At 55.6% G+C, this 22,316-nt stretch carries 19 protein-coding genes and 2 riboswitches; of the genes, 16 read left to right on the top strand and 3 right to left on the bottom strand.

Annotated elements, in window-relative coordinates; translation table 11 throughout:
• Positions 1-267 precede the first annotated feature (267 nt).
• The 13 genes from ACW9KT_RS20735 to ACW9KT_RS20795 all read left to right on the top strand — a co-directional run bounded on the left by ACW9KT_RS20735 (position 268) and on the right by ACW9KT_RS20795 (position 16,942).
• Complete coding sequence (locus ACW9KT_RS20735; protein WP_457083997.1) at positions 268-1,614, top strand: M16 family metallopeptidase; 1,347 nt, start codon at positions 268-270, stop codon at positions 1,612-1,614.
• Positions 1,615-1,738: 124 nt separating this feature from the next.
• Positions 1,739-3,130: a M16 family metallopeptidase gene (locus ACW9KT_RS20740; protein WP_457083999.1), complete on the top strand. Its 1,392-nt coding sequence runs from the start codon at positions 1,739-1,741 to the stop codon at positions 3,128-3,130.
• 324 nt (positions 3,131-3,454) lie between these two features.
• Positions 3,455-3,560, top strand: a riboswitch (SAM riboswitch).
• A 71-nt stretch (positions 3,561-3,631) separates the two neighbouring features.
• On the top strand, positions 3,632-7,345 hold the full coding sequence (gene metH, locus ACW9KT_RS20745; RefSeq protein WP_457084001.1) for a methionine synthase: 3,714 nt from the start codon (positions 3,632-3,634) through the stop codon (positions 7,343-7,345).
• Positions 7,346-7,428: 83 nt separating this feature from the next.
• Positions 7,429-8,385 carry a methylenetetrahydrofolate reductase [NAD(P)H] gene (gene metF / locus ACW9KT_RS20750; RefSeq protein ID WP_457084003.1) on the top strand — a complete coding sequence of 319 codons (957 nt, stop codon included), beginning with the start codon at positions 7,429-7,431 and terminating at the stop codon, positions 8,383-8,385.
• Positions 8,386-8,563: 178 nt separating this feature from the next.
• On the top strand, positions 8,564-9,037 hold the full coding sequence (locus ACW9KT_RS20755; RefSeq protein ID WP_457084005.1) for a tetratricopeptide repeat protein: 474 nt from the start codon (positions 8,564-8,566) through the stop codon (positions 9,035-9,037).
• A 119-nt stretch (positions 9,038-9,156) separates the two neighbouring features.
• A complete protein-coding gene (locus ACW9KT_RS20760) occupies positions 9,157-9,720 on the top strand; it encodes a hypothetical protein (protein WP_457084007.1) in 564 nt (187 codons plus the stop codon).
• Between the two features lie 224 nt (positions 9,721-9,944).
• Positions 9,945-10,436 (top strand): hypothetical protein, encoded by a 492-nt coding sequence (locus tag ACW9KT_RS20765; RefSeq protein WP_457084009.1) that lies wholly within the window; start codon positions 9,945-9,947, stop codon positions 10,434-10,436.
• Positions 10,437-10,556: 120 nt separating this feature from the next.
• Positions 10,557-12,062: an N-acetylmuramoyl-L-alanine amidase gene (locus tag ACW9KT_RS20770; RefSeq protein ID WP_457084011.1), complete on the top strand. Its 1,506-nt coding sequence runs from the start codon at positions 10,557-10,559 to the stop codon at positions 12,060-12,062.
• Between the two features lie 180 nt (positions 12,063-12,242).
• Entirely contained in the window at positions 12,243-13,646 is a 1,404-nt protein-coding gene (locus ACW9KT_RS20775; protein ID WP_457084013.1) for an L-lactate MFS transporter, read from the top strand.
• A 41-nt stretch (positions 13,647-13,687) separates the two neighbouring features.
• On the top strand, positions 13,688-13,831 hold the full coding sequence (locus tag ACW9KT_RS20780; RefSeq protein WP_457084015.1) for an MFS transporter small subunit: 144 nt from the start codon (positions 13,688-13,690) through the stop codon (positions 13,829-13,831).
• 98 nt (positions 13,832-13,929) lie between these two features.
• The gene (locus ACW9KT_RS20785; RefSeq protein ID WP_457084017.1) at positions 13,930-14,265 is read left to right on the top strand and encodes a putative signal transducing protein; all 336 of its coding nucleotides are present in this window, start codon (positions 13,930-13,932) and stop codon (positions 14,263-14,265) included.
• 120 nt (positions 14,266-14,385) lie between these two features.
• Positions 14,386-14,477: riboswitch (SAM riboswitch) on the top strand.
• A 465-nt stretch (positions 14,478-14,942) separates the two neighbouring features.
• The gene (locus tag ACW9KT_RS20790; RefSeq protein WP_457084019.1) at positions 14,943-15,926 is read left to right on the top strand and encodes an ATP-grasp domain-containing protein; all 984 of its coding nucleotides are present in this window, start codon (positions 14,943-14,945) and stop codon (positions 15,924-15,926) included.
• Positions 15,923-16,942: an LLM class flavin-dependent oxidoreductase gene (locus ACW9KT_RS20795; protein WP_457084021.1), complete on the top strand. Its 1,020-nt coding sequence runs from the start codon at positions 15,923-15,925 to the stop codon at positions 16,940-16,942. The genes ACW9KT_RS20790 and ACW9KT_RS20795 overlap by 4 nt, the downstream gene beginning before the upstream one ends.
• 164 nt (positions 16,943-17,106) lie before the next feature.
• Here ACW9KT_RS20795 and ACW9KT_RS20800 read toward each other — a convergent pair whose 3' ends face one another.
• Positions 17,107-18,321, bottom strand: coding sequence for a molybdopterin molybdotransferase MoeA (locus ACW9KT_RS20800; protein ID WP_457084023.1), 1,215 nt, complete (start codon positions 18,319-18,321; stop codon positions 17,107-17,109).
• A gap of 184 nt (positions 18,322-18,505) precedes the next feature.
• On the opposite strand from ACW9KT_RS20800, the gene moaC reads away from it, so the two are divergent.
• Together moaC and ACW9KT_RS20810 are read left to right on the top strand one after the other, a co-directional pair.
• Positions 18,506-19,000 (top strand): cyclic pyranopterin monophosphate synthase MoaC, encoded by a 495-nt coding sequence (gene moaC, locus ACW9KT_RS20805; RefSeq protein WP_457084025.1) that lies wholly within the window; start codon positions 18,506-18,508, stop codon positions 18,998-19,000.
• Positions 18,993-20,195, top strand: a complete 1,203-nt coding sequence (locus ACW9KT_RS20810) for an NTP transferase domain-containing protein (protein ID WP_457084027.1) — start codon at positions 18,993-18,995, stop codon at positions 20,193-20,195. The genes moaC and ACW9KT_RS20810 overlap by 8 nt, the downstream gene beginning before the upstream one ends.
• Before the next feature lie 3 nt (positions 20,196-20,198).
• Here ACW9KT_RS20810 and ACW9KT_RS20815 read toward each other — a convergent pair whose 3' ends face one another.
• Complete coding sequence (locus ACW9KT_RS20815) at positions 20,199-20,615, bottom strand: molybdenum cofactor biosynthesis protein MoaE (RefSeq protein ID WP_457084029.1); 417 nt, start codon at positions 20,613-20,615, stop codon at positions 20,199-20,201.
• 53 nt (positions 20,616-20,668) lie between these two features.
• Positions 20,669-20,911, bottom strand: a complete 243-nt coding sequence (locus ACW9KT_RS20820; RefSeq protein WP_457084031.1) for a MoaD/ThiS family protein — start codon at positions 20,909-20,911, stop codon at positions 20,669-20,671.
• A 140-nt stretch (positions 20,912-21,051) separates the two neighbouring features.
• On the opposite strand from ACW9KT_RS20820, the gene moaA reads away from it, so the two are divergent.
• On the top strand, positions 21,052-22,059 hold the full coding sequence (gene moaA, locus ACW9KT_RS20825; protein ID WP_457084033.1) for a GTP 3',8-cyclase MoaA: 1,008 nt from the start codon (positions 21,052-21,054) through the stop codon (positions 22,057-22,059).
• Positions 22,060-22,316: the final 257 nt, after the last annotated feature.

A 22,316-nucleotide genomic window follows, 5' to 3' on the forward strand; every position in this document is an offset into this window, starting at 1 on the left:
TTGTGCCACACAGGGAGTTGTTTGTAGCAACCAAGCAACTAGCTACCTTGAAGGTAGAAGTGTAGCTGAACGGGAAAGCAACGGTTCGATTAAGAATACCATCTTTTAGCAGAATGGTACAGTTTCTTAATAGATCAAAACCTAAATTTTCCCACCTTCAAGCCTCCACTACTTATGCTTTCATCAAGACGTCTTCTCCCAAGTCTACTATTGGGTTTGGGGGGCTTTTTGACCCTAAATTCCTGTAGTCAGAAAACAACCTCGGGTGTGGCAAGCGGCCAAAATGCCCCCCAAGCGCAAACTACGCAGGCCACCCAAGTCGCGACCTACCAGGTTCCGGTAGACTATTACACCCTCGACAACGGCCTGAAAGTGGTGCTCTCGCCCGACAAAACGGCGCCCGTTGCTACCATTGCGGCTTATTACAACATCGGCTTCCGCATCGAGCCCCGCAACCGCACCGGCTTTGCCCACTTGTTTGAGCACATGATGTTCCAGGGCTCCCAAAACCTGGGCAAGATGGAGTTCATCCAGGTGGTGCAGAAAAACGGCGGCATCCTGAACGGCTCCACCCGCTTCGATTTCACCAACTACTTCGAAATCGTGCCCGCCCACAAGCTCGAAACCATGCTCTGGGCCGAAGCCGACCGTATGCGCGGCCTCAACATCACCCAGGAAAACCTCACTAACCAGCAGGGCGTGGTGAAGAATGAGGTGAAGGTAAACGTGCTCAACCAACCTTATGGCGGCTTTCCGTGGTTGGATATGCCCCAGTATGCCAACAAAAACTGGCACAACGCCCACAACTTCTACGGCGACCTGAAAGACCTCGACGCAGCCAACCTGGAGGATGTACAATCTTTCTTCAAGACCTATTACGCCCCCAACAACGCCGTGCTGGTCGTAGTGGGCGACTTCGATCCTAAAGAGGCAATGGCTTGGATTGAGAAATACTTCAAGGATATTCCGCAGGGTACGCCACCGCCCAAAGTAGACCTCAGCGAGCCTCGTCAGGAGAAGGAGCAGCGCTTCAGCAAAGATGACAAGCTAGCCACCAAACCAGCCCTCGCCTTTGCCTACCACATGCCCGACAAGAACACGCCGGAGTACTACGCCATGGGCCTGCTCGACCAGATTCTGCTCCAGGGCAACGACAGTCGGCTATATCAAGCGTTGGTGCAGGAGCGCGGCTACACGGGCTCAGTCAGTGGAGGCATCAACTCGAGTCTGGGCAACATGTTCAATTATAACGGCCCTATGCTCTGGGATGGCAGCTTGGTGTATGACAAAAACGTCTCGGCCGACTCGGTGGTGGCCGTGCTGGACCGTGAAATTCAGCGACTCGACAAAGAAGGCGTAAGTCAAGAGCTGCTGGATCTGGCCATCGTGAAGATGCGCTCCGACCTGTATGATCAGATAAGCCAACTGTATGGCTTCGGCAAAGCTGATTTGCTGGCCAGCTTCGCACTGTTTGAGAATGACCCCAAGCGTATCAACCAACTGGAAAGCGAGTTTCGGAAAGTAACGCCGGAGCTGATGCAGAAGACGCTGCGTGAGTATCTGCGGACCACCAACCGGACCATTCTCACGGTGAACCCACTGGCTAAGAGCTAGCTGCACCTCTGCCCTCCCACGCAGCGCGGGCTGTGTAGTCCGCACTTTCAGAACGCTGGGGGGCTTTTTCCAACACTTACTAAGCCCAGGTTAGCACTTCGCTCCAAATCCCAAAGACTTACTCATGAAAAATATAGTTATCGGCTTACTAAGCGCCGCATGCGCCCTCAGCGCGCCGGCCTTTGCCCAAAAACAAACACCTCCCGCCGGCGGCACGCCCCGCGACTTCACATTACCTGCCAAAACGGAATTTACTCTCGACAATGGCTTGCAAGCCACACTGGTGCCCTACGGTGAAATTCCGAAAGTGACGGTGAGCATGGTTGTGCAAGTCGGCAACGTGCACGAAGCGGCCAACGAAAACGGCCTGGCCGACATCGTTGGCCGCCTGATGCGGGAAGGCACCACGACACTCTCGGCCAAGGAGATTTCGGAAAAAGCCGCTCGGATGGGGGGCTCGCTCAGCGTATCTGTGGGGCCCAACCAAACGTTTATCACTGGCTCGGTGCTGTCGGAATACGGACCGGAGCTCGTGCGGCTAATGGCCGATGTGGTTCAGAACCCCGCCTTTCCGCCTACCGAGATTGAGCGCATCAAGAATGACTTTAAGCGCGAGAACAACCTGTCCCGCTCCCAACCCGGTACCCAGGCTCGCACCAAGTTTGCCATGGCCATGTACAAAGGGCACCCCTACGGCCGCGACATTCCGACTGATGCCGAAGTAAATGCCTATGGCCCCGAGCAGGTGCGCGATTTTTACACCAAGCAATTTGGTGCTCAGCGCACGGCAGTATACGCTGCTGGCAAGTTTGATGAGAAGGCTATGCGCGAAGCTGTTACCTCTTCGCTAAGCAACTGGACGAAAGGCCCCGCCCCGCGCATTGCCATTGCCAAGCCCATTACTAAAACTGACTTGATGGTACAGGATCGGCCCGGTGCGCCGCAGTCTACGCTAGTCATTGGCCTACCCGTGATAGACCCCACGCACCCCGACTACATGCGCCTGCGCGTGATGAACTCCTTATTGGGGGGCTCTTTTGGCTCGCGCATTACCAGTAATATTCGGGAGAACAAAGGCTATACGTATTCTCCTTCCAGCAGCATAAATGCTCGCTACCGCGTGGGTGAGTGGACCGAAGTAGCCGACGTAACCACCGAGCACACGGGCAACTCACTCAAGGAAATCGTCTACGAGATTGAGCGTTTGCAAAAAGAAGCGCCGACGGAAGCCGAACTGGAAGGCATCAAAAACTACGAAGCCGGCCTGTTTGTGCTGCGCAACTCTACGCCGGCTGGCATTATCGGCCAGCTTAATTTCCTCGATCTGCATGGTCTCCCCGACACCTACCTCACAAATCAAGTAAAAGAGATTCACGCCATTACTCCGAAAGAGGTGCAGGATGCGGCCAAAAAATATGTCCGTCCTGATGAGATGACCATTGTGGTGGTGGGTGATAAAAAGCAGATTGATCCACAGTTGAAGAAATTTCAGGCCGAGCGAAAGAAGGCGCTGTAGAAGTTATACAGCCCATAGTAGTCAGCTAGAAGGCTAGAAGGCTAGAGAGCTAGTTCCCCTCCTCAGCTGAGGAGGGGTTAGGAGTGGTTGGCCGGAGCGACCGAACATCAGCTATAGCTAGTTCTACTTAACTGTGCAACGATTGTCAACCACCCCTAGCCCCTGCTCAGCTGAGGAGGGGAACTAGCTCTCTAGTTTTCTAGCTCTAATTTTGAAAGCTGTTTCCCTCCCTTTCCCTAAGCTTTATGCTTGAATGAAGCCATGGCTAATGGGTGGGGTTACACGTTGCACTTTTTTCGTCATCATACTGTATCTTTGCTGAGCTACTTATCCAGAAAGACCGAGGGACTGGGCCCTGTGACGTCTTGGCAACCTGAGTAAAACAAGGTGCCAACTCCCATTTTGCCCCCAGGGCAGAAGAAGATAAGTGCGGAGCCCTCATTTCGAGGTTCTCTTTCTGGATAGGCGGTAGTTTAAACGCCTTTTTAGTAAGGAGACCTTATGAAAACGACTCGCCCCGCCTCCCCCCTCTACGACATTCTCCAACAGCGCATTCTGGTGCTCGATGGCGCCATGGGCACCATGATTCAGCGCCACCCGCTGACGGAGGAGGACTTCCGGGGCACGCGCTTCGCCGACCACCCTAAACCTCTGCGCGGCAACAACGACCTGCTCAGTCTGACCCGCCCCGATATTATCAAGGGCATTCACGCCGAATATTTCGCCGCCGGGGCCGACATGGTGGAAACCAACACCTTCAGCGGCACCACCATCGCCCAGGCCGATTACGGGCTGGAGCATCTAGCGTATGAGCTGAACTACGAGTCAGCGCGGATTGCGAAAGAAGTTGCCGACGAGTTTACCGCCCGCGAGCCACATAAGCCGCGCTTCGTAGCCGGCGCCATCGGCCCCACCAACCGGACCGCCTCTCTCTCGCCCGACGTGAACCGCCCTGGCTTCCGCGCCGTGACCTTCGATGAGCTAGCTATTGCCTACCACGAGCAAGTGCGCGGCCTAGTGGAAGGCGGCTCCGATACGCTGCTAATTGAAACCATTTTCGATACCCTGAATGCTAAAGCGGCCTTGTACGCCGTCCAGAAGTTCTTCGACGAAGGTGGACGGGTTGTGCCGGTTATGATTTCGGGCACCATCACCGATGCTTCGGGCCGTACCCTTTCGGGGCAGACAGTGGAAGCTTTCTGGAATTCCATCAGTCATTTGCCGCTGCTAAGCGTGGGCCTAAACTGCGCCCTTGGGGCTGATCAGCTGCACGTATATGTGAAGGAGTTGAGCCGCATTGCTGATGTGCACGTGTCAGCTTATCCGAACGCTGGTTTGCCCAACGCGTTTGGCGGCTACGACGAGTCCGCCGAAGAGTTTGCGGCAGTGGTAGAGAATTATCTAAAGGAAGGCATCGTGACGGTGGCCGGCGGTTGTTGTGGCACCACGCCCCAGCACATTGCCGAGCTGGCGAAGTTGGCCGAAAAATACCAACCGCGCCAACTACCCAATTTGCCCCCCGCAACTCATTTGTCAGGCTTAGAACCGTTTGACATTACGCCCAACAGCCTGTTTGTGAACGTAGGTGAGCGGTGTAACGTGACCGGCTCCCGTGCTTTTGCCCGCCTCATCCGCACCGGCGCCTACGAGCAGGCTCTACAAGTTGCCCGCGACCAGGTAGAAGGCGGTGCCCAGGTCCTTGACGTGAACATGGACGAAGGCATGCTCGACTCGGAGCAGGCCATGACCACCTTTCTTAACCTCATTGCCTCCGAGCCCGACATTTCACGGGTGCCGGTGATGATTGACTCCTCTAAATGGAGCGTGCTTGAAGCCGGGCTGAAGTGCGTGCAGGGCAAGAGCATCGTCAATTCGATTTCGCTGAAAGAAGGCGAGGAAGTATTCAAGGAGCGCGCCCGCACCGTGCGCCAGTACGGCGCGGCTATGGTCGTAATGGCTTTTGATGAAAACGGCCAGGCTGACTCTTTGGAGCGGCGCATCGAAATATGTAAGCGCAGCTACGACATTTTGGTGAACGAAGTAGGCTTCCCGGCCACGGACATCATCTTCGACCCCAACATCCTGACCGTGGGCACGGGCATGGAGGAGCACCGCAACTACGCGCTGGACTTCATCGAAGCCGTTCGTTGGATCAAAGCTAACCTGCCCGGCGCCCTCACCAGCGGCGGCGTCAGCAATATCAGCTTCTCCTACCGCGGCAACGACGTGGTTCGCGAAGCTATGCACACGGCGTTCCTCTACCACGCCATTCGCGCCGGCTTGGATATGGGCATCGTAAATCCCAGTCAGTTGGGCGTGTACGACGAGATTCCGAAGGACTTGCTGGAGTTGGTAGAAGACGTGCTACTCAACCGCCGCCCCGATTCTACCGAACGCCTCGTCGACTTTGCTGAAACGGTAAAGCAGAAAGACAAAGTAGAAGTGGTGGCCGACGCGTGGCGCAGCCTGCCCGTAGCCGAGCGCTTACAGCATGCGCTGGTACGCGGCATTACCGAGTTTATCGACGAAGACACTGAGGAAGTACGTCAGCAAGTAGGCCGGCCGCTAGAGGTAATCGAAGGCCCGCTGATGGCCGGCATGAACGTGGTGGGTGACCTATTTGGAGCCGGCAAAATGTTCCTGCCGCAAGTGGTGAAGTCGGCCCGCGTGATGAAGAAAGCGGTGGCGTATCTGGAGCCTTTCCTGCTGGCCGACAAGCAAGGTTCGGAGCGGCAAACGGCCGGTAAAATCTTGCTGGCTACGGTGAAAGGCGACGTGCACGACATTGGCAAAAACATCGTGGGCGTGGTGTTGGCGTGCAACAACTTCGACATCGTGGATCTTGGCGTGATGGTGCCATTGGAGCGCATTCTGGACGAAGCGGTAAAGCAGAACGTGGACGTTATCGGCCTGAGCGGCCTGATTACGCCTAGTCTTGATGAGATGGTGTACGTGGCTCAGGAGATGGAAAAGCGTGGCCTGAAAACGCCGCTGCTTATTGGTGGTGCTACCACTTCTCGTCTGCACGCGGCTGTGAAAGTGGCCCCCAACTATTCGGGACCCATGGTGCACGTACACGACGCCTCCCGCTCGGTGGGTGTGGCTGCCAGCCTGCTTGGCTCCAGCGCCGAAACCTACGCCCAGGCCGTTCGCGACGAGTACACCGCCCTGCGCACCGACTACGCCACCCGCCAGCGGGAGAAGAATTACTTAACCATCGAAGCGGCTCGTGAAAATCAATTCAAGGCCGACTGGGAAACCGCGCCCATCACCAAGCCGACCTTCCTCGGCACCAAAGTGCTGAATAATTACCCCTTGGCTGAACTAGCCGAGTACATCGACTGGACGCCTTTCTTCCACACCTGGGAGTTGAAAGGGCGCTACCCGCGCATTTTGGAAGATGAGAACTTAGGTGAGGCGGCTACCAAGCTGTTTGCCGATGCCCAGGCCATGTTGCAAAAAGTTATCAGCGAAAACCTGCTCACGGCCCGCGCCGTGGTTGGTTTCTGGCCGGCTAATACGGTTGGCTACGACACTATCGAGGTCTACGCCGATGATACGCGCGAGCAGGTAATGACTGAATTCTTCACGTTGCGCCAGCAAGGCGAAAAGGGCCCAAACATTCCTAACCTGGCTTTCTCCGACTTTTTGGCTCCCAAAGAATCGGGTCGTCAGGACTACATCGGCGGCTTTGCCGTGACGGCTGGTTTGGGCATCGAAAAGCTTATCGAGCAGTTTGAAGCCGACCACGATGACTATTCCAGTATCATGATTAAGGCCCTAGCCGATCGTCTGGCCGAGGCTTTTGCTGAGCGTCTGCACCAGCGCGTGCGGGAAGAGTTCTGGGGTTATTCGGCCGGTGAGAAACTAACTAAAGAAGAGCTGATTCAGGAGAAATATCGCGGTGTGCGACCCGCACCGGGCTACCCCGGCTGCCCCGACCACACCGAGAAAATCACTTTGTTCCAGCTCCTCGACGCCGACCAACAAACCGGCATTCAGCTCACTGAAAACCTGGCTATGTACCCCGCTTCGTCGGTTAGCGGCCTCTACTACGCCCACCCCGATTCGCGCTACTTCGGCTTAGGCAAAATAGCCCGCGACCAGGTGGAGGATATTGCGCAGCGCAAAAACATGCCGATTGCGGAGCTGGAGCGCTGGCTCTCTCCAAACCTAAATTATAACCCAACCAGCGTACCGGTAACAGCGCTGTAGAAACGACCAACTTCTCTTTTTAACTGAAGGAAGAAGCTTATACACTACCCAAACCTCTCACCAACCGCCCGTTGGTGTTCTATATGAAAGTAACTGACCACCTGATCCAAGCCGACGGCAAAACGCTGTTTTCTTTTGAAGTTTTGCCCCCCAGAAAGGGCGAGAACATTCAGAACCTGTTCAGCAACATTGAACCGCTAATGGAGTTCAAGCCGCCGTTCATCGACGTGACTTATCACCGCGAGGAGTACGTGTACCGCAAGCAGCCGAACGGCTTCCTAGAGCGCAAAACTGTGCGCAAGCGGCCGGGTACGGTGGGGATTTGCGCAGCCATCAAGAACCGCTTCGATGTGGACACGGTGCCGCATTTGACCTGTGGTGGCTTTTCCAAAGAGGAAACCGAGAACGCCCTGATTGACCTGCACTTTCTGGGTATTGATAACGTGCTGGCCTTGCGCGGCGACCCAATAAAGTCGGAGCCGCACTTTGTGCCCGAGCCTGATGGTCACGCCTACGCCAGCGACCTAATTGAGCAGGTAGCGTGCATGAACAAGGGCCGCTATCTGGATGACGAGCAGGAGGATACCTTTCCAACGAATTTCTGCATTGGTACGGCCGGCTACCCAGAGAAGCACTTTGAGGCGCCCAATTACGGCTCCGATATTCGCTTTCTGAAACAGAAGATGGACCGCGGCGCTGAGTACATCGTCACGCAGATGTTCTTCGACAACGAGCAGTTTTTCAACTTCGAGAAGCGCTGCCGAGCGGCGGGTATTACGGCGCCCATCATTCCCGGCTTGAAGCCATTGACTACTAAAAGTCAGCTGACGATGCTGCCCCGCTCATTCTTCCTCAATATTCCGGAGGAGCTAGCCGAGGCCGTGAGCCAGTGCCGCGACAACGAGGATGCGCGCCGCATCGGCATTGAATGGTGTATCAACCAAAGCCGCGAGCTGATGGCCCACGGCGTGCCCTGCCTGCACTATTATTCGATGGGCAAGTCAGAGTCGATTCGGCGCGTGGCGAAAGAGTTATTCTAACGCAGCCTTCTACTCAAGTAAGCAAAAGCCAGCAACCACGTTGTTGGCTTTTGCTTTTAAGGGACCCGTATACGTTGGAGAAGGCCACAAAATTTGTGAAAATGCCCCCTGAAAGCCGCGTCGCTAAACGCGCCCTCGGTTCTAGCGTAAACCTGTTTCATCATTTACTCGCCCAACCATGACAACGCTCGACGATCTGTTTGCCCGGTTGCAGGTAGCGGAGGCGCCAGCCGAAGTTGAGGCGTTGCAAAGTGGCATCTGGCAGATCTGGCTTACTACCGGCGACCACGCGCTTGACAAGCACCTAGAGGCTGGCATGCGGGCCTTATCAGCCGGCGACTATACCCGCGCCATTGCCGACTTCACGTATTTGATTGAAACCCGGCCCGATTTTGCTGAAGGCTGGAATAAGCGCGCTACCGCTTATTATTTACGTGGCGAGTATCGCGCTTCCCTGCTTGATATTGCTGAAACCCTGCGTTTGGAACCACGTCACTTTGGAGCGCTTTCGGGCTGGGCTACCATGCTACGTATGCTGGGCGAAGACCGCAGTGCGCTGCGGGTATTGCGGCGCCTGGCCAAAATCTGTCCGCACTTTCCCGGTCTGCAAACCCAGCTGCGCGACCTGCGCGACCGCACCGACGAGGAATGAACTAGACGCAGACAATCCCTGGGGGGCTTTTTTACTTCATTCACCTGACTAAAGACCGAGCGTTTGCGCTAGTGCCTACTTCTAATATCCAAGACGCCGGGGTCTGCGTACATAGTAATATGAAATCTACTATACTTCTCCTAATTCGCGCCGTAGCAGGCTCGGCGGCAGTACTAAGCTTAAATTTTCTGTTGACAAGTTGCGACACCACGCCCCGCGAACGGCAGGAAATAGTTCGGCAGGAAGCGCGCAAGCTAGACACCCTAGCCGACCGGGCTGGCGACAAAATTGATCGGGCTAGCAGCCGCGCCGCTGATTACACGGCCACAGCCCGCGCCCGCAACCGTCAGCCTCTCGACTCGGTGGCGCTAAGGCAATTCACGAATGAATTGCTCGGCACTTATGCCAGCGTGGAGAAACTCACGCCGCTAAGCATTGAGCCCGCTTACACCCAACTTCTTCGCCAGACCCGCGCCAAGCGTCGCGAGTGGACCCAGCGCGACTGGGACTATGCTACCGGCGTGTATAAGCGCCTCAATGACCGATTCAAAGCAATTCGCTTGGACGTAGTAGGGCGCGACGAGCTTCGCATTCGGGGCTTGCAGGCCGAGTTCGTGGCTATGGAAGCGGGCCGCGACGTGAAGGATCTGGGAGAGGCGATGAAGGACTCTAACTCAAACTAACCTTACGAATTGCAACGACGCATAGCAGATTTCTCCGTCATCTTAGGGGGCATTTTTGTGCGTCGCTGCAGACTTTCAGGGACCTTCCTTGCATGAAAGCCCAGGCAGTGAATGATTGTCCATACATCACTGTTCAATACCTTGCATCAGCGCTCCTAGCCTGTTAGTGCATCATGTGAGCTGCCTCGCTCCGCTTCCCCACACTATTGCCTCCATTCCTACCTATGTCTATCTCTCCGCTAACGCCGGACTCATCTATGCTACGCGAAATCGGTGAATTCTCCACCGTGCTACAGCAACAAGGGACGCATGCTGCGCTCAAATATTTGAATGGCCGCACGCCTCACCGCTACACCGGCGTATTTCGGTTCGATGGGGACAAGCTCCGCAATGAGGTGTTATTCGACCGATACGAGCCTAACGTAGAGCAGGGCGAAGACGCGCCGATGGAGGCTACCTACTGTTCTTTGGTAGGTCGGCAGCAGGCTCCTTTAGAAATCAACGACGCTACCACTGATCAGCGCGTCATGGGTCTTATTGATACGCCCGTCATATCGTATTGTGGAGTGCTCATCCGCGACGACCAGGGTACGGCATTCGGTACTCTCTGCCACTACGATATGCAGCGTTGCCAAGAGCGCACCACCGATTTGCCTTTGCTGGAAGCAGCTGCCGCTCTACTGTACAATAAGTTGCACCCGGCTGGCGCTAAGTAGCATCAGAAAGCGACCGTGGCGCGTAGCCGCATAGCGGGGCCAGTGCTTGGTTGTGGTTTCCTGATCGGTAGGGACACTGTCGGTGTGGTTGTCCCGCGGCGTCATTCTCTTTCTGATCTCATGTTCTCTGCTAAACTTCTGCTCAGGCTACTTCTGCTATTTCAAGTCACAGTAACCTTCGCGCAAGCCCCGCTTATCGAAACCGTCGAAACGGTGCCCGCTGCTGACCAATGGCTGCTGCCCGGCGACCAGTTGAAAGTGCATCTCAAAGGCCAGCCTGGCGCTACCGCTACGTTTCTGGGGGGCAAATTAATGACGGAGCTGGCGCCTACTCTTACCGGCGGGCAGTCAGGTATCTACCAGGGCACCTACGTGGTGCAGCCCGGCGATACGCTATTTGATCGGCCTATTTCCTTTGAGCTACTCACTGCGGATAGCATACGCACGGTGGCTTTAAGCCAGAATAAAGTGCGTTTTCTAAATCAAAATGCCCCCCAGCTAGCTGTTACCAAGGGCCCGTTGACTTATCTGAATTACGGCTTGGGTGAAGATCGTCTGGGTGGCGCCAAAATGGGCTACCTCGACTCGTTGGTGGTGCTGCACATTAGCGGAAAGGTAGGCAACCAATACCGCGTGCGCCTGGCCGAAAACCAGACCGCTTGGGTGCCAGAGGATATCGTGCGTTTTTTGCCCCCCGGTGGCTTTGCGCCCGCTTCGCTCACCGGCTCCTGGAGCGTGCAGGGCGACTCGCTCTACGACTACGTGCGTGTGCCGCTTACCGCGCGTTTGCCTTACCGCTCCCAGATCCTATCGAATCCTACGCGCCTGGTCATCGACGTATTTGGGGCTACTTCCAATACCAACTGGATAACCCAGCGCGATGGACTGCAAGCGCTCGGCGACGTGCACTACGAGCAGGTGCAGCCCGACGTATTTCGGCTAGTGCTACACCTGCGCCACCCCCAGAGTTGGGGCTACAGCGTTGGCTATCAAAAGAATGTGCTGACAATCCGGGTAAAACGCCCCCCAGCCAAAATGCGCCTGCGCAATCTGACCGTAGCCGTAGATGCGGGCCACGGCGGCTCCAACACCGGCGCCGTAGGAGCTAGCGGCGCCCGCGAAAAAGACCTTACCCTAGCTATTGCCCAGCAATTGAAACGAGAGTTAGAGCGCAAAGGGGCCCGCGTACTCATGACCCGCGACGCGGACGTGAGCGTAGATAACGGCGACCGAATTCTGCGCTTGCGTCAGGATAGTCCCCATTTGCTGGTGAGTATTCACGTAAACTCCTCCGGCAATAAAACGGTACGCGGCACCAGCACTTACTACCGCTACGTAGGATTCCGACCCCTATCAACTGCTTTGTATGAGCAGATGCTGCGTACCGGTCTGCCCGGCTTTGGCAACGTAGGCAACTTCAACTTCGGCCTGAACGGACCGACCGAATACCCAAATGCTTTGGTCGAAACCGCCTTCGTCTCCAACCCCGACGATGAGCGCCTGCTCACTTCCCCCGACTTTCAGCAGCAAATGGCGAAGCGCATGACCAAGGGACTGGCAAATTTTCTGCGTGCTAGCCGCCAGCCGGGGCTGCGGGGGTGGCTCAGCCGTAAACCCGCCAAATAGTAGCGCTCTGGCATCAGCGCGCAGCTATAGCTGTTTAGCAACATTTATAGGTGGAAGGTTGATAATCTGCTACAAAAGATTCTACCTTCCTGATTCTCAACCCCCGAGACGAAGCTGTAGCCTTTGTGGCGGCCTACGTCCGCGTCAGCCTACCTATTTCCCACCAATTCCCTTTACAGCATGGCAACCTCTACTTCGTGGCTGGATCGCAGCCGTACCATTGCCGGGCCGGGCTTCAATCGCTGGCTGATTCCGCCGGCGGCCCTGGCTATTCACCTTGCCATTGGGCAGGCCTACGCTTTTAGCGTGTTCAAGAAGCCAATGGGAGCCCTTATCAGCGGAGATGTGAACGCGCCAGCCCCTACCGACTGGACACCCGGTCAGCTGGCAGTTATTTTCTCCATTGCCATTGTGCTACTGGGTTTATCGGCGGCGGTATTTGGTAAATGGCTCGAACGGGTTGGGCCGCGCAAGGCCATGCTAGCTTCGGCTTTATGCTTTGCGGGGGGCTTTTTTATCTCGGCCCTGGGCGTATCCATGCACAACATCTGGCTCGTGTATTTCGGGTATGGCTTTGTGGGCGGCATTGGGCTTGGTATCGGATACATTTCGCCGGTGAGCACGCTTATCAAGTGGTTTCCCGACAGGCCGGGGGTAGCGACGGGTATGGCCATTATGGGCTTCGGCGGGGGCGCCATGATTGGCTCGCCGCTAGCCGTAGCTCTGATGGCTTATTTCAAAGATTCGGCCCCTATGGGAGTAGCCCCTACCATGCTCACGATGGGCGCTATTTATCTGGTATTCATGATGTTTGGGGTATTCACCATTCGGGTGCCAGCGGAAGGGTGGAAACCGGAAGGCTATGTGCCCAACACCCAACAATCAACTCTTATTACGACGGCCAACGTAGATGCCGATACCGCTATTAAGACCCCGCAGTTTTGGCTCTTATGGGTGGTATTACTCACCAATGTGACGGCTGGTATTGGCGTGCTCGAAACAGCCTCTCCACTTATTCAGGAAACCTTCTCCGATACCTCTATGGGGGTGGGCTTGGGCGTAACGGCGGCCGCGGCGGCTGGCTTTGTGGGGCTGCTGAGTTTGTTCAATTTGCTGGGGCGCTTTTTTTGGTCGTCGGCCTCGGATAAGATGGGCCGCAAGCCTACCTACATGATTTACTTTGGATTAGGCATTGCACTCTATGCATTAGTACCCACGCTGGCGGCCAACCACTCGCTGGCGTTGTTCGTCATCGTGTGCTGCGTGATTCTGAGTATGTATGGGGGCGGATTTGCTACTGTTCCTGCTTACTTACGCGACTTGTTCGGCACGATGCAAGTAGGTGCCATCCACGGGCGCCTACTTACGGCCTGGTCTACGGCTGGTATCTTGGGTCCCTTGATTGTTAACTATTTACACCAAAGTCAGAAAGACAAAGGCCTGACCGGTGCTGAAGCCTACCAAACGGTATTTTATGTGATGGCTGGCGTGCTGGTAGTCGGTTTGATTGCCAATATGCTCGTGACGGCTGTAAACGAGAAATATCACTACAAAGAAGCTGCTGCCAAGAAAGTAGCTGCTTAGTGCTCGCGCTTTTCTGTATCTAATCGTTAAAAATCTTCCGCATGGATAATCGTATAAATCCTACAATTCCCGACGCCGCGCCTTCTTCTACCTTACAAACGGTGCTAGCTTGGCTCTACGTTGGCGTGCCGCTGCTTTGGGGCGTCTCTCAAACGTTTATTAAGGCACTGGACTTGTTTAAATAAGTTAGTAAGCGGCTTCCGTGACGAAGCCTGCGTATAGTTTTTACCACAAGAAGCACCTAATGGGGTGCTTCTTGTGTTTTAGTTGAAACCCTTATCCTATGTTTACCGAGCCCACCGACGGTACAGTTGTGCTGCTAGAATCGTTTGCCAACTCTATTTCAGCCCACCTAGCCAAGAATCAGCTGGAAGCGGCTGGTATTGCTTGCTTTATAAGCAACGAAAACCGACCCTACGGACCTATTTCGGGCGGCGTACGGCTGCACGTACGACAGCAGGATTTGGAGGCTGCCCAACGAGTTCTTTCCGAGCAAGCCGCCCTCATGACGGCAGTATATGATGATGACCAAGATGCCTCAACGGATGCTGCTACAGCTACTGCCTCTACTTCATCGGGTAGCTTACTTACCCGACTGCGGGCTTGGCTACTTTCGTAAGTTTTAGCTTAAATATATAAGCCAAGCGTAAGCTAATTCATCTGCATTCCACTAGGATTTGGAATATTAGGAAGCGAGTTGGTACATTTGTGCTACCAATTCTTTCCCATCAAAGGATTGTTTTTATACAGAGGCGCAGAGAGACAGGCTCCGTGAAGCGCCGGCAACCCCCACTCCCCGTGGAACGGTGCCAAGTCCTGACCATATAAAAACAAGTTACCGTGGACCTTTTCAACACCTCCGCTTTCTCTCTACCCCTCGTTGCTTCGCAACAGTGCTGTTATGCGCAGTCTGCACAGGCCGGCTGTTGTATGTGCTCGGTAGGACAAGGTTGTTGTTGATTTGCGCTTTCCCTTTCCTGCCGGCAACTTAGTCTGACGCTTTTTATAAGCGACTAGTATGCCCCTGTTCATTTCCGTTACCCACCCGTAGTTAGCCAGTTAAGCTAACTCGTGCTTGGGCTGACGGTCCGAACCTACTCCACTTTCTGCTTTTCAGCTTCTTGCTTGCAGCTACGCCTCACCGAAGCGCGTCGTGCTTGCTTCAGTTGAAAAAAGCCCCCCAGCCGAGCCAAGGGCTCCAGTTTTCACCTCACTTCCTGTTTTTTAGCGCAGACTCATAAGTGCCATGAGTGCGCAAATTCCAACCGTTTTCACTTCCATATTACATCACCTAACATGTCTGATTTACAGAAGCCTATCGGCATTTATTATGAACACCCCGAATGGTTTAAGCCGCTGTTTGCGGAGTTGGACCGCCGCGGTTTGCCCTACGAAAAAATTGACGCCGCTCACCACCTGTTTGACCCAGCCGAAAAGGAAAGCCGCTATAGTCTGGTAGTAAACCGAATGAGTTCTTCGGCTTATCTGCGCGGACACGGTCAAGGCATTTTTCATACCGCTGGCTTCGCTACTCACTTGGAGCGGCTCGGCGTGCGTATCATCAACGGCTCGGCAGCTACGGCCATTGAGACTAATAAGGCTCGCCAACTCTCGCTGTTCGAGTCGCTGGGACTGAGCTACCCGAAGTCATTCGTGATAAACCACGCCTCGCGGGCCGTGGATGCGGCTCAGCAGCTGCGCTTTCCGATTGTGGTGAAAGTGAACATTGGCGGCAGCGGCGCGGGCATTATCCGCTTCGATACACCCGAAGGCCTACAAGCGGCCGTTGACGCCAATCAAATTGACCTAGGCATCGACCAAACGGCGCTGGTTCAAGAATACGTGACGCCGCGTGGGGGGCATATTACCCGCGTAGAAACGCTGGATGGCAAGTTTTTATACGCCATGAAGGTGTACACCACCGGCGAAAGCTTTAACCTCTGCCCCGCCGAAATCTGCCAGATTCCGGACGAGCCTACAGCCGGCGACTTCTGCCTGACTGAAGCACCAAAAAAAGGAATTCAGGTAGAAGTTACTACGCCGCCCGATGAGATAATTGAGGCCGTGGAGCGCATCGTAGCTGCTGCCAAAATAGACGTGGGGGGCATTGAGTATCTGATAGATGACCGAACCGGCGAGGCGCTGTTTTACGACATCAATGCCTTGTCCAACTTCGTGGCCGACGCCGTGAACGTGGTAGGTTTTGACCCCTACGCCCGCTTTGTGGATTACCTGGAACAACAACTTGAATTGACCACTGCTAACGCTCTTACGATATGAAATTCGGGTATTGGCTTCCCATTTTTGGCGGTTGGCTCCGCAACGTTCCCGATGAGCAAATGCCTACGTCGTGGGACTATGTAAAACAGTTGGCTCAACGCAGCGAAGACTGGGGCTATAGCCTCACGCTCATTGCTGAGTTGTATTTAAATGATATAAAAGGTCAGGAAGAGCCTGCCCTAGAGGCGTGGAGCACGGCGGCAGCACTGGCAGCGGTTACCAAGGAGCTGGAAATTATGGTGGCTGTGCGGCCTACTTTCCATAACCCAGCCTTGCTGGCTAAGCAGGCCGCCAACATCGACCTGATTGCTCCGGGCCGCTTGTCCTTGAACGTGGTATCGTCGTGGTGGCGTGATGAGGCGACCAAATACGGCTTGCACTTCGAGCAGCACGACGACCGCTATGCCCGCACCAAGGAGTGGCTGGATGTTGTGACCAACGTGTGGGAGAAAGACCATTTCTCATACGAGGGCAAGTATTATCAGCTGACAGACAACGTATTGCAGCCCAAGCCAGCCAAGAAGCCGTTCCTGTACGCAGGCGGTGAATCGGAAGCGGCGAAGGACCTTATTTCGTCGCAGTGCGACGGCTATGTGATGCACGGCGACTCGCCCGAGCAAATCGGCCAACGCATTGCCGACATGCGCCGCCGCCGCGAGCAGAAGAATTTGCCCCCCATGAAGTTTGGGGTAGCTGGATACAGCATCGTGCGTGATAATGAGCAGGAAGTGAAGCGCGAACTAGACCGCATTACCAACGTGCAAGCTTCGGCCGCGGGCTACAGCAATTACCAGCAGTGGCTGGCCGGCACGCAATTGGAACAGCAAGTGTCGCTGCATGATTACTCGGTATCAAACCGTGGCTTGCGCACAGGCCTCACCGGTACGCCTGCTCAGATTCAGGACCGCATCGGAGCTTATGAGGCCGTAGGTGTTGATTTCTTCCTTTTGCAGTGCAGCCCGCAGCTGGAGGAAATGGAGCGGTTCTCTGACTCGGTAATTAGTGTATTGGCTTAATTAAGACTACCACACTAAGCTGATTACCTATTTATTTGGCGGTCATGCAGAGGCAAAGCCGAAGCATCTCGCGTGCTGATGTTGAGTTACTCACCTAACGGCGCGAGCGAGATGCTTCGGCTTTGCCTCTGCATGACCACCTTTTTGCTTAGCTTTTGAATTTTTTAATTCCGAAACCGCAGTAGTGGCCACGCTTCGCCGGCTGAGAATTCGGTTTGGTCGGGAGGCAATTCCAGGAAACCGTCGCAGTGAAGCAGGCTGGCTAAGTCGCCGGAGCCACCGGCTCGTTGGGGGTGCGCTAGCAAGCGGCCATCTGTGGCCATTTCGAGGCGGACGGGCAGGAAATAGGTGAGGCGCGGGCGGAAGCTTACTTCAGTAGCTAACACTGCATAGGCCGCTGCGGGGGGCAATTCTGACAATTGGCAGGCGTGCAGCCAGGGCTGCACGTAGCGGTAATAATTCACGAAAGTAGACACTGGGTTACCCGGCAAAGCAAAGACCACTGCCCCATTAGCTTTTTGCCCAAACCAAAACGGCTTACCTGGCCGCTGATTTACTTCGTGAAAAATCTGCTCAACGCCCAACTCGCGCAACACGCCAGGCAAAAAATCGGCCTGCCCTTTTGAAACGCCACCACTGAGCACTACTGCATCGAAGCTGCTTAGCAGTTGCGGAAGGCCTTGGCGTAGAACATCCTGATTATCATTAAAATGAAAAGCCTCGCTGATGGCACCTGTAAGGCTGGCAGCGGCATGGAGCATGGCAGCATTAGAGCGTCGAATCTGATGGGGCAGGGGTGTTTGAGTGATATCAACTAGCTCGTCGCCGGTGCTCACGATGGCTAGACGGGCCGGGCGTGCGACGGCTAATGTAGCCGCGCCGATGGTAGCGGCTACAGCAATTTCGGCGGGGCCAAGGCGCGTACCGGCGGGCACCAACAAATCGCCTTGGCGACGGTCGGCCGCCTGGGCGTGCACGTTGTGGCCTATGTGTTCGGGCAGCACTTGCACGGTGGCTACGCGTTGGCCATTCACTTCTTGAAAAGTCACATCTTCATAGCGTATCACGGTATCGGTGCCTGGCGGCAACACGGCACCCGTCATGATCTCAATGGCGGCTGTGGAATTATGCAACGGCTGCGGTGGGGCACCCGCGAACTGTGTGGCTTCAATAGGAAAGTCAATTTGCCCCCCAGCTATGGCCGCGTACGCCAACGCAATTCCATCCATAGCCACGCGGTTGAAAGGCGGGAAGTCGCGGTCTGCAGTCAGGTCTTGATGCAACACCCGGCCGGTAGCGGCGAGCAAAGGCACGTTTTCGGTCGGTAGCGTGCGGGCGGTGGCCAAGACAAGACGAGTAGCTTCGGCAACTGAAATCATAGAATGGAGGTTTTGGCAGGAACGAACCGCGGCGCGTTCCTGGTTGGGAAACGTATAAATTGCGTGTGGCAGCTAGGTTGCCAGCAAAGGTGTTATACTATTGTTCACCTTGTTTGGCGACAACCTCGGTGCGCCTTTCTGGTTTTGAGCCGAACGCACTGGAGCGCATCCCTACGATTTTCTTATGTTCAATCCTTCCCGCTCGCTCACCCATCTTAATGCCGCTGGTCAACCTGCCATGGTTGATGTGGGGGGCAAAATTCCTACCCGCCGTGTGGCCCGCGCCCGGAGCCGCGTGTTACTAGGAGCCGAAATTGTGCAGCTAGTGCAGGCCGGCGACTTACCCACCAAGAAAGGACCGGTGTTTCAGACGGCTATCCTGGCTGGGGTGATGGCCGCTAAGAAAACAGCTGACCTTATTCCCCTCTGCCATCCGCTGGGACTCGACGACTGCCAGGTTCACATTGAAGTAGCTGGCCCAGATGCTATAGTTATAGAATGCACCGCTACCGTAACGGGCAAGACCGGTGTAGAAATGGAAGCCCTCATGGGCGCTTCCGTAGCTGCCCTTACGGTATATGACATGTGTAAGGCGCTGTCCCACAACATTGTTATCAGTGAAACCCGCCTGATCGAGAAAACGGGCGGTAAGAAAGATTTTTACCATGTCGATGAATAATACGCCCGCCAATTTGCCCTCCAAGCCCCGCACCAAGCACGCCGCGCTGGCCCGTCCAAATATCGGCGAGTTTGGTCGGCACGAGCTGGCTATTCTGGGTGCGCCTTGTGGTAAGATAAAGGACCTGGTGGCTCGCCTGCTGCCCCACTTAACGCCCGCGCTGAGCATAGGCTACGTGGATGCCGACCACGCCACCGCCGATGCCGACGAGGCGGCCGGGGCTAGCCCTATTCTGCAAGCCGGCGCTGCGGCTGAGCTGACCGATAAAATTCAGTTTCGCCGGCTGGATCAGCCTAAGGCGATGGATAAGTTTAGTCAGCAGGAGTGGCTGGCTCACCAGAGCTTGGTGCTGGTCAACGGCAATCACTTCCGGGCCAAGCAGCAAATTATCATCCTCAACCCGGCCAAGCCCCTAGACCGCAAGCTCGACCGTCTGACTGATGTCCAGCTTATTTTGCGTCTAAACCAAGATCAGGAGTTGCCCGAATACTTGCGAGCACATTTGCCGCAGGCTGAGCTCATTCCGGTTCTTGACATAGCTGATGGAGCCGGTATTGCCGCTTTTATTATGCAATGGTGGCAAGCCAGTGCCCCACCGCTGCGAGGTTTAGTGCTGGCTGGGGGGCAAAGTCAGCGCATGCAGGCCGACAAAGGTCGTTTGCAGTACCACGGCCGGGAGCAACGCGAATACGCCGCCGACCTGCTCGCCGCCGTGTGCACCGACGTGCACGTATCCTGCCGCCCCGATCAAGCCGCCGAGTTACCTGCCACCCTACAGCCCCTCCCCGACCGCTTCCTCGACCTTGGCCCGCTGGGGGGCATTTTGTCCGCTTTCCAATCTGATCCTAACGCCGCCTGGCTAGTCGTAGCCTGCGACCTGCCCTTCCTCTCCGCCAACACGCTGCGGCACCTCGTAGCGCACCGCCAGCCGGACAAGATGGCCACGGCCTTCCAAAGCCCTCACAACGACTTCCCAGAGCCTCTCATCACCATCTGGGAGCCTAACAGCTACGCTACGCTACTCCGGTTTCTGAGTTTAGGCTACTCCTGCCCACGCAAAGCCCTCATCAACTCCGATGTGGCGGTACTCAAAGCGCCAGATGCGCGGGAGTTGCGCAACGTAAATACTCCTGAGGAGCGGGATGCAGCACAACGAGAATTAGCCTTACCCGTCGTTGCGCAAGCCAAAGAGTAAGGTCTACGGATGCGCGGCTACCCATACTTGCCCATCTTCAAATTCTTCCTTCTTCCAAATCGGCACTACCTTCTTAATCGTGTCGATAATAAACTGGCAGGCGGCAAACGACTCCGCCCGGTGGGGGGTGGATACGGCCACTACTACGGCCACATGGCCGATTTCCAGGGTGCCTTTGCGGTGTACGACGGCTATTTGCTGGAGCATGGGCCATTTCTCTTGGGCCTGCTCGGCTACAAGACGCATCTGGTGCAGAGCCATAGCATCGTAGGCCTCGTAGTGCAGGCGCACCACGGCCCGCCCCGTCGATTGGTTGCGGACGGTGCCGATAAAGGCATTGACGGCGCCGGCGCCATCAGCTTCCACGGCGGCAATAGTAGCGGCCACGTCGATGGGCTGGTCGGTGAGTTCGATGAGCATCAGAAGGAGGTTGCGGAAGAGAAAATCAATAGCGGAGCGAGGCTAGGGGCATTTTAACCGCCGCTAACGGGCGGAATAAGCGCTATTTCGTCGCGCTCGTGCAATTCGTACTCATCCGGGGCGTACTCGTTATTCACGGCTACGGCAAAGCTGGTTAGCTCGCCGAGCTGCGGATACTGAGCGCGGAGCTGCTCCATCAGGCCGCCTACCGACTGAGTATCAGGTGCGGTTAGCTCTACTTCTGAGCTGCCGACGATTTCTTTTGTGATGCCGAAAAGAGAAAGTTTAAGTTTCATTTGTTGAGGAGTGTCAAGGCGTGGGGCTGCTGTGCGCGATACTGCATACGCAAAGTACATCGAACCATTTTTGTTCGGAAGCCGTCCTGTTTGCGGCGCCAAACGTTATACATTGCCGCGGCTCTTTTGCTAGCTAGTTTATGTCCGTTGCTTCTTCTGTATTGTACGATAACCACGGCCGGCCGCTCGAATACGTGCGCGTGGCCGTTACAGATCGTTGCAACCTGCGCTGCTTTTACTGCATGCCCGCTGAAGGCATCGAATACGTGCCCAAGCGGGATCTTTTAAGCTACGAAGAAATGGAGCGCGTGGTCGGGATTCTGGCGGGCCTGGGCGTGCGCAAAGTGCGCCTCACCGGTGGCGAGCCTTTCGTGCGCCGCGACCTGGTGCCTTTCATGGGCCGCCTCAGCCAGATTCCAGGCATCGACGACATCAGCCTGACTACCAACGGCGTACTCACGGCGCCCCACGTGCCCGAGCTGGTGCGCCTGGGCGTGCGCAGCGTCAATCTGAGCCTCGACACGTTGGACCGCGCCCGTTTCCTGCGCATCACCCGCCGCGACGAGCTGCCGCGCGTGCTCGATACTCTGCACGCCCTGCTGGCGACCAACATCACGGTGAAGATCAACGCCGTGGTGATGGACGGGCAAAACATTGAAGATCTGATTCCGCTGGCCGAGCTTACCCGCGAGCTGCCCGTTGATGTGCGTTTTATCGAGGAGATGCCCTTCAACGGCGGCAGCCACGGCGCTATAGCGCTGCCTTGGAACCACGTGCGCATTCGGGAGCATCTGCGGGGGGCATTTCCGGGCTTGCATGCCCTGCCTACGCCCGCCGGTGCTACGGCTACAGCCTACGCCATTCCGGGCCATATGGGCCAGGTCGGGATTATTGCCGCTTACTCGCGCACGTTTTGCGGCACCTGCAACCGCATCCGCCTCACGGCGGAGGGTGGCCTCAAAACCTGCCTCTACGATCAGGGCGTGCTGGATGTGCGGGCATTATTGCGCACCGGCAGCTCCGACGAGGAAGTACGCGCAGCCCTAGTGCACGCTTTCCGGCACCGCGCCGCCGATGGCTTCGAGGCCGAGCGCCAACGGCCGGTACACCAACTCAGCTTCGAGTCGATGTCGACGATTGGGGGCTAGTTCTGAGATTTTTAAGTCGAGCTTACGAAGAATAAGCCATTAATCCGTAAGGATAAAAATTGTTTTAATTTAGATTTAATCGCTTTTTGAATCGCTTTTTGAATCGCTTTTTGAATCGCTTTTTGAATCGCTTTTTTCAACTAAAAGCTGCGATTAAGCAAGTATTTACACGTATTATGTGGGTCGGCTGAGCTTCAAAATTCAGTATTTTTTCTAGGGAAGTTGCTTTCTGATCAGCTTGTAGAAATGCAAAAGCT

It is taken from the genome of Hymenobacter sp. HD11105, assembly GCF_054051685.1.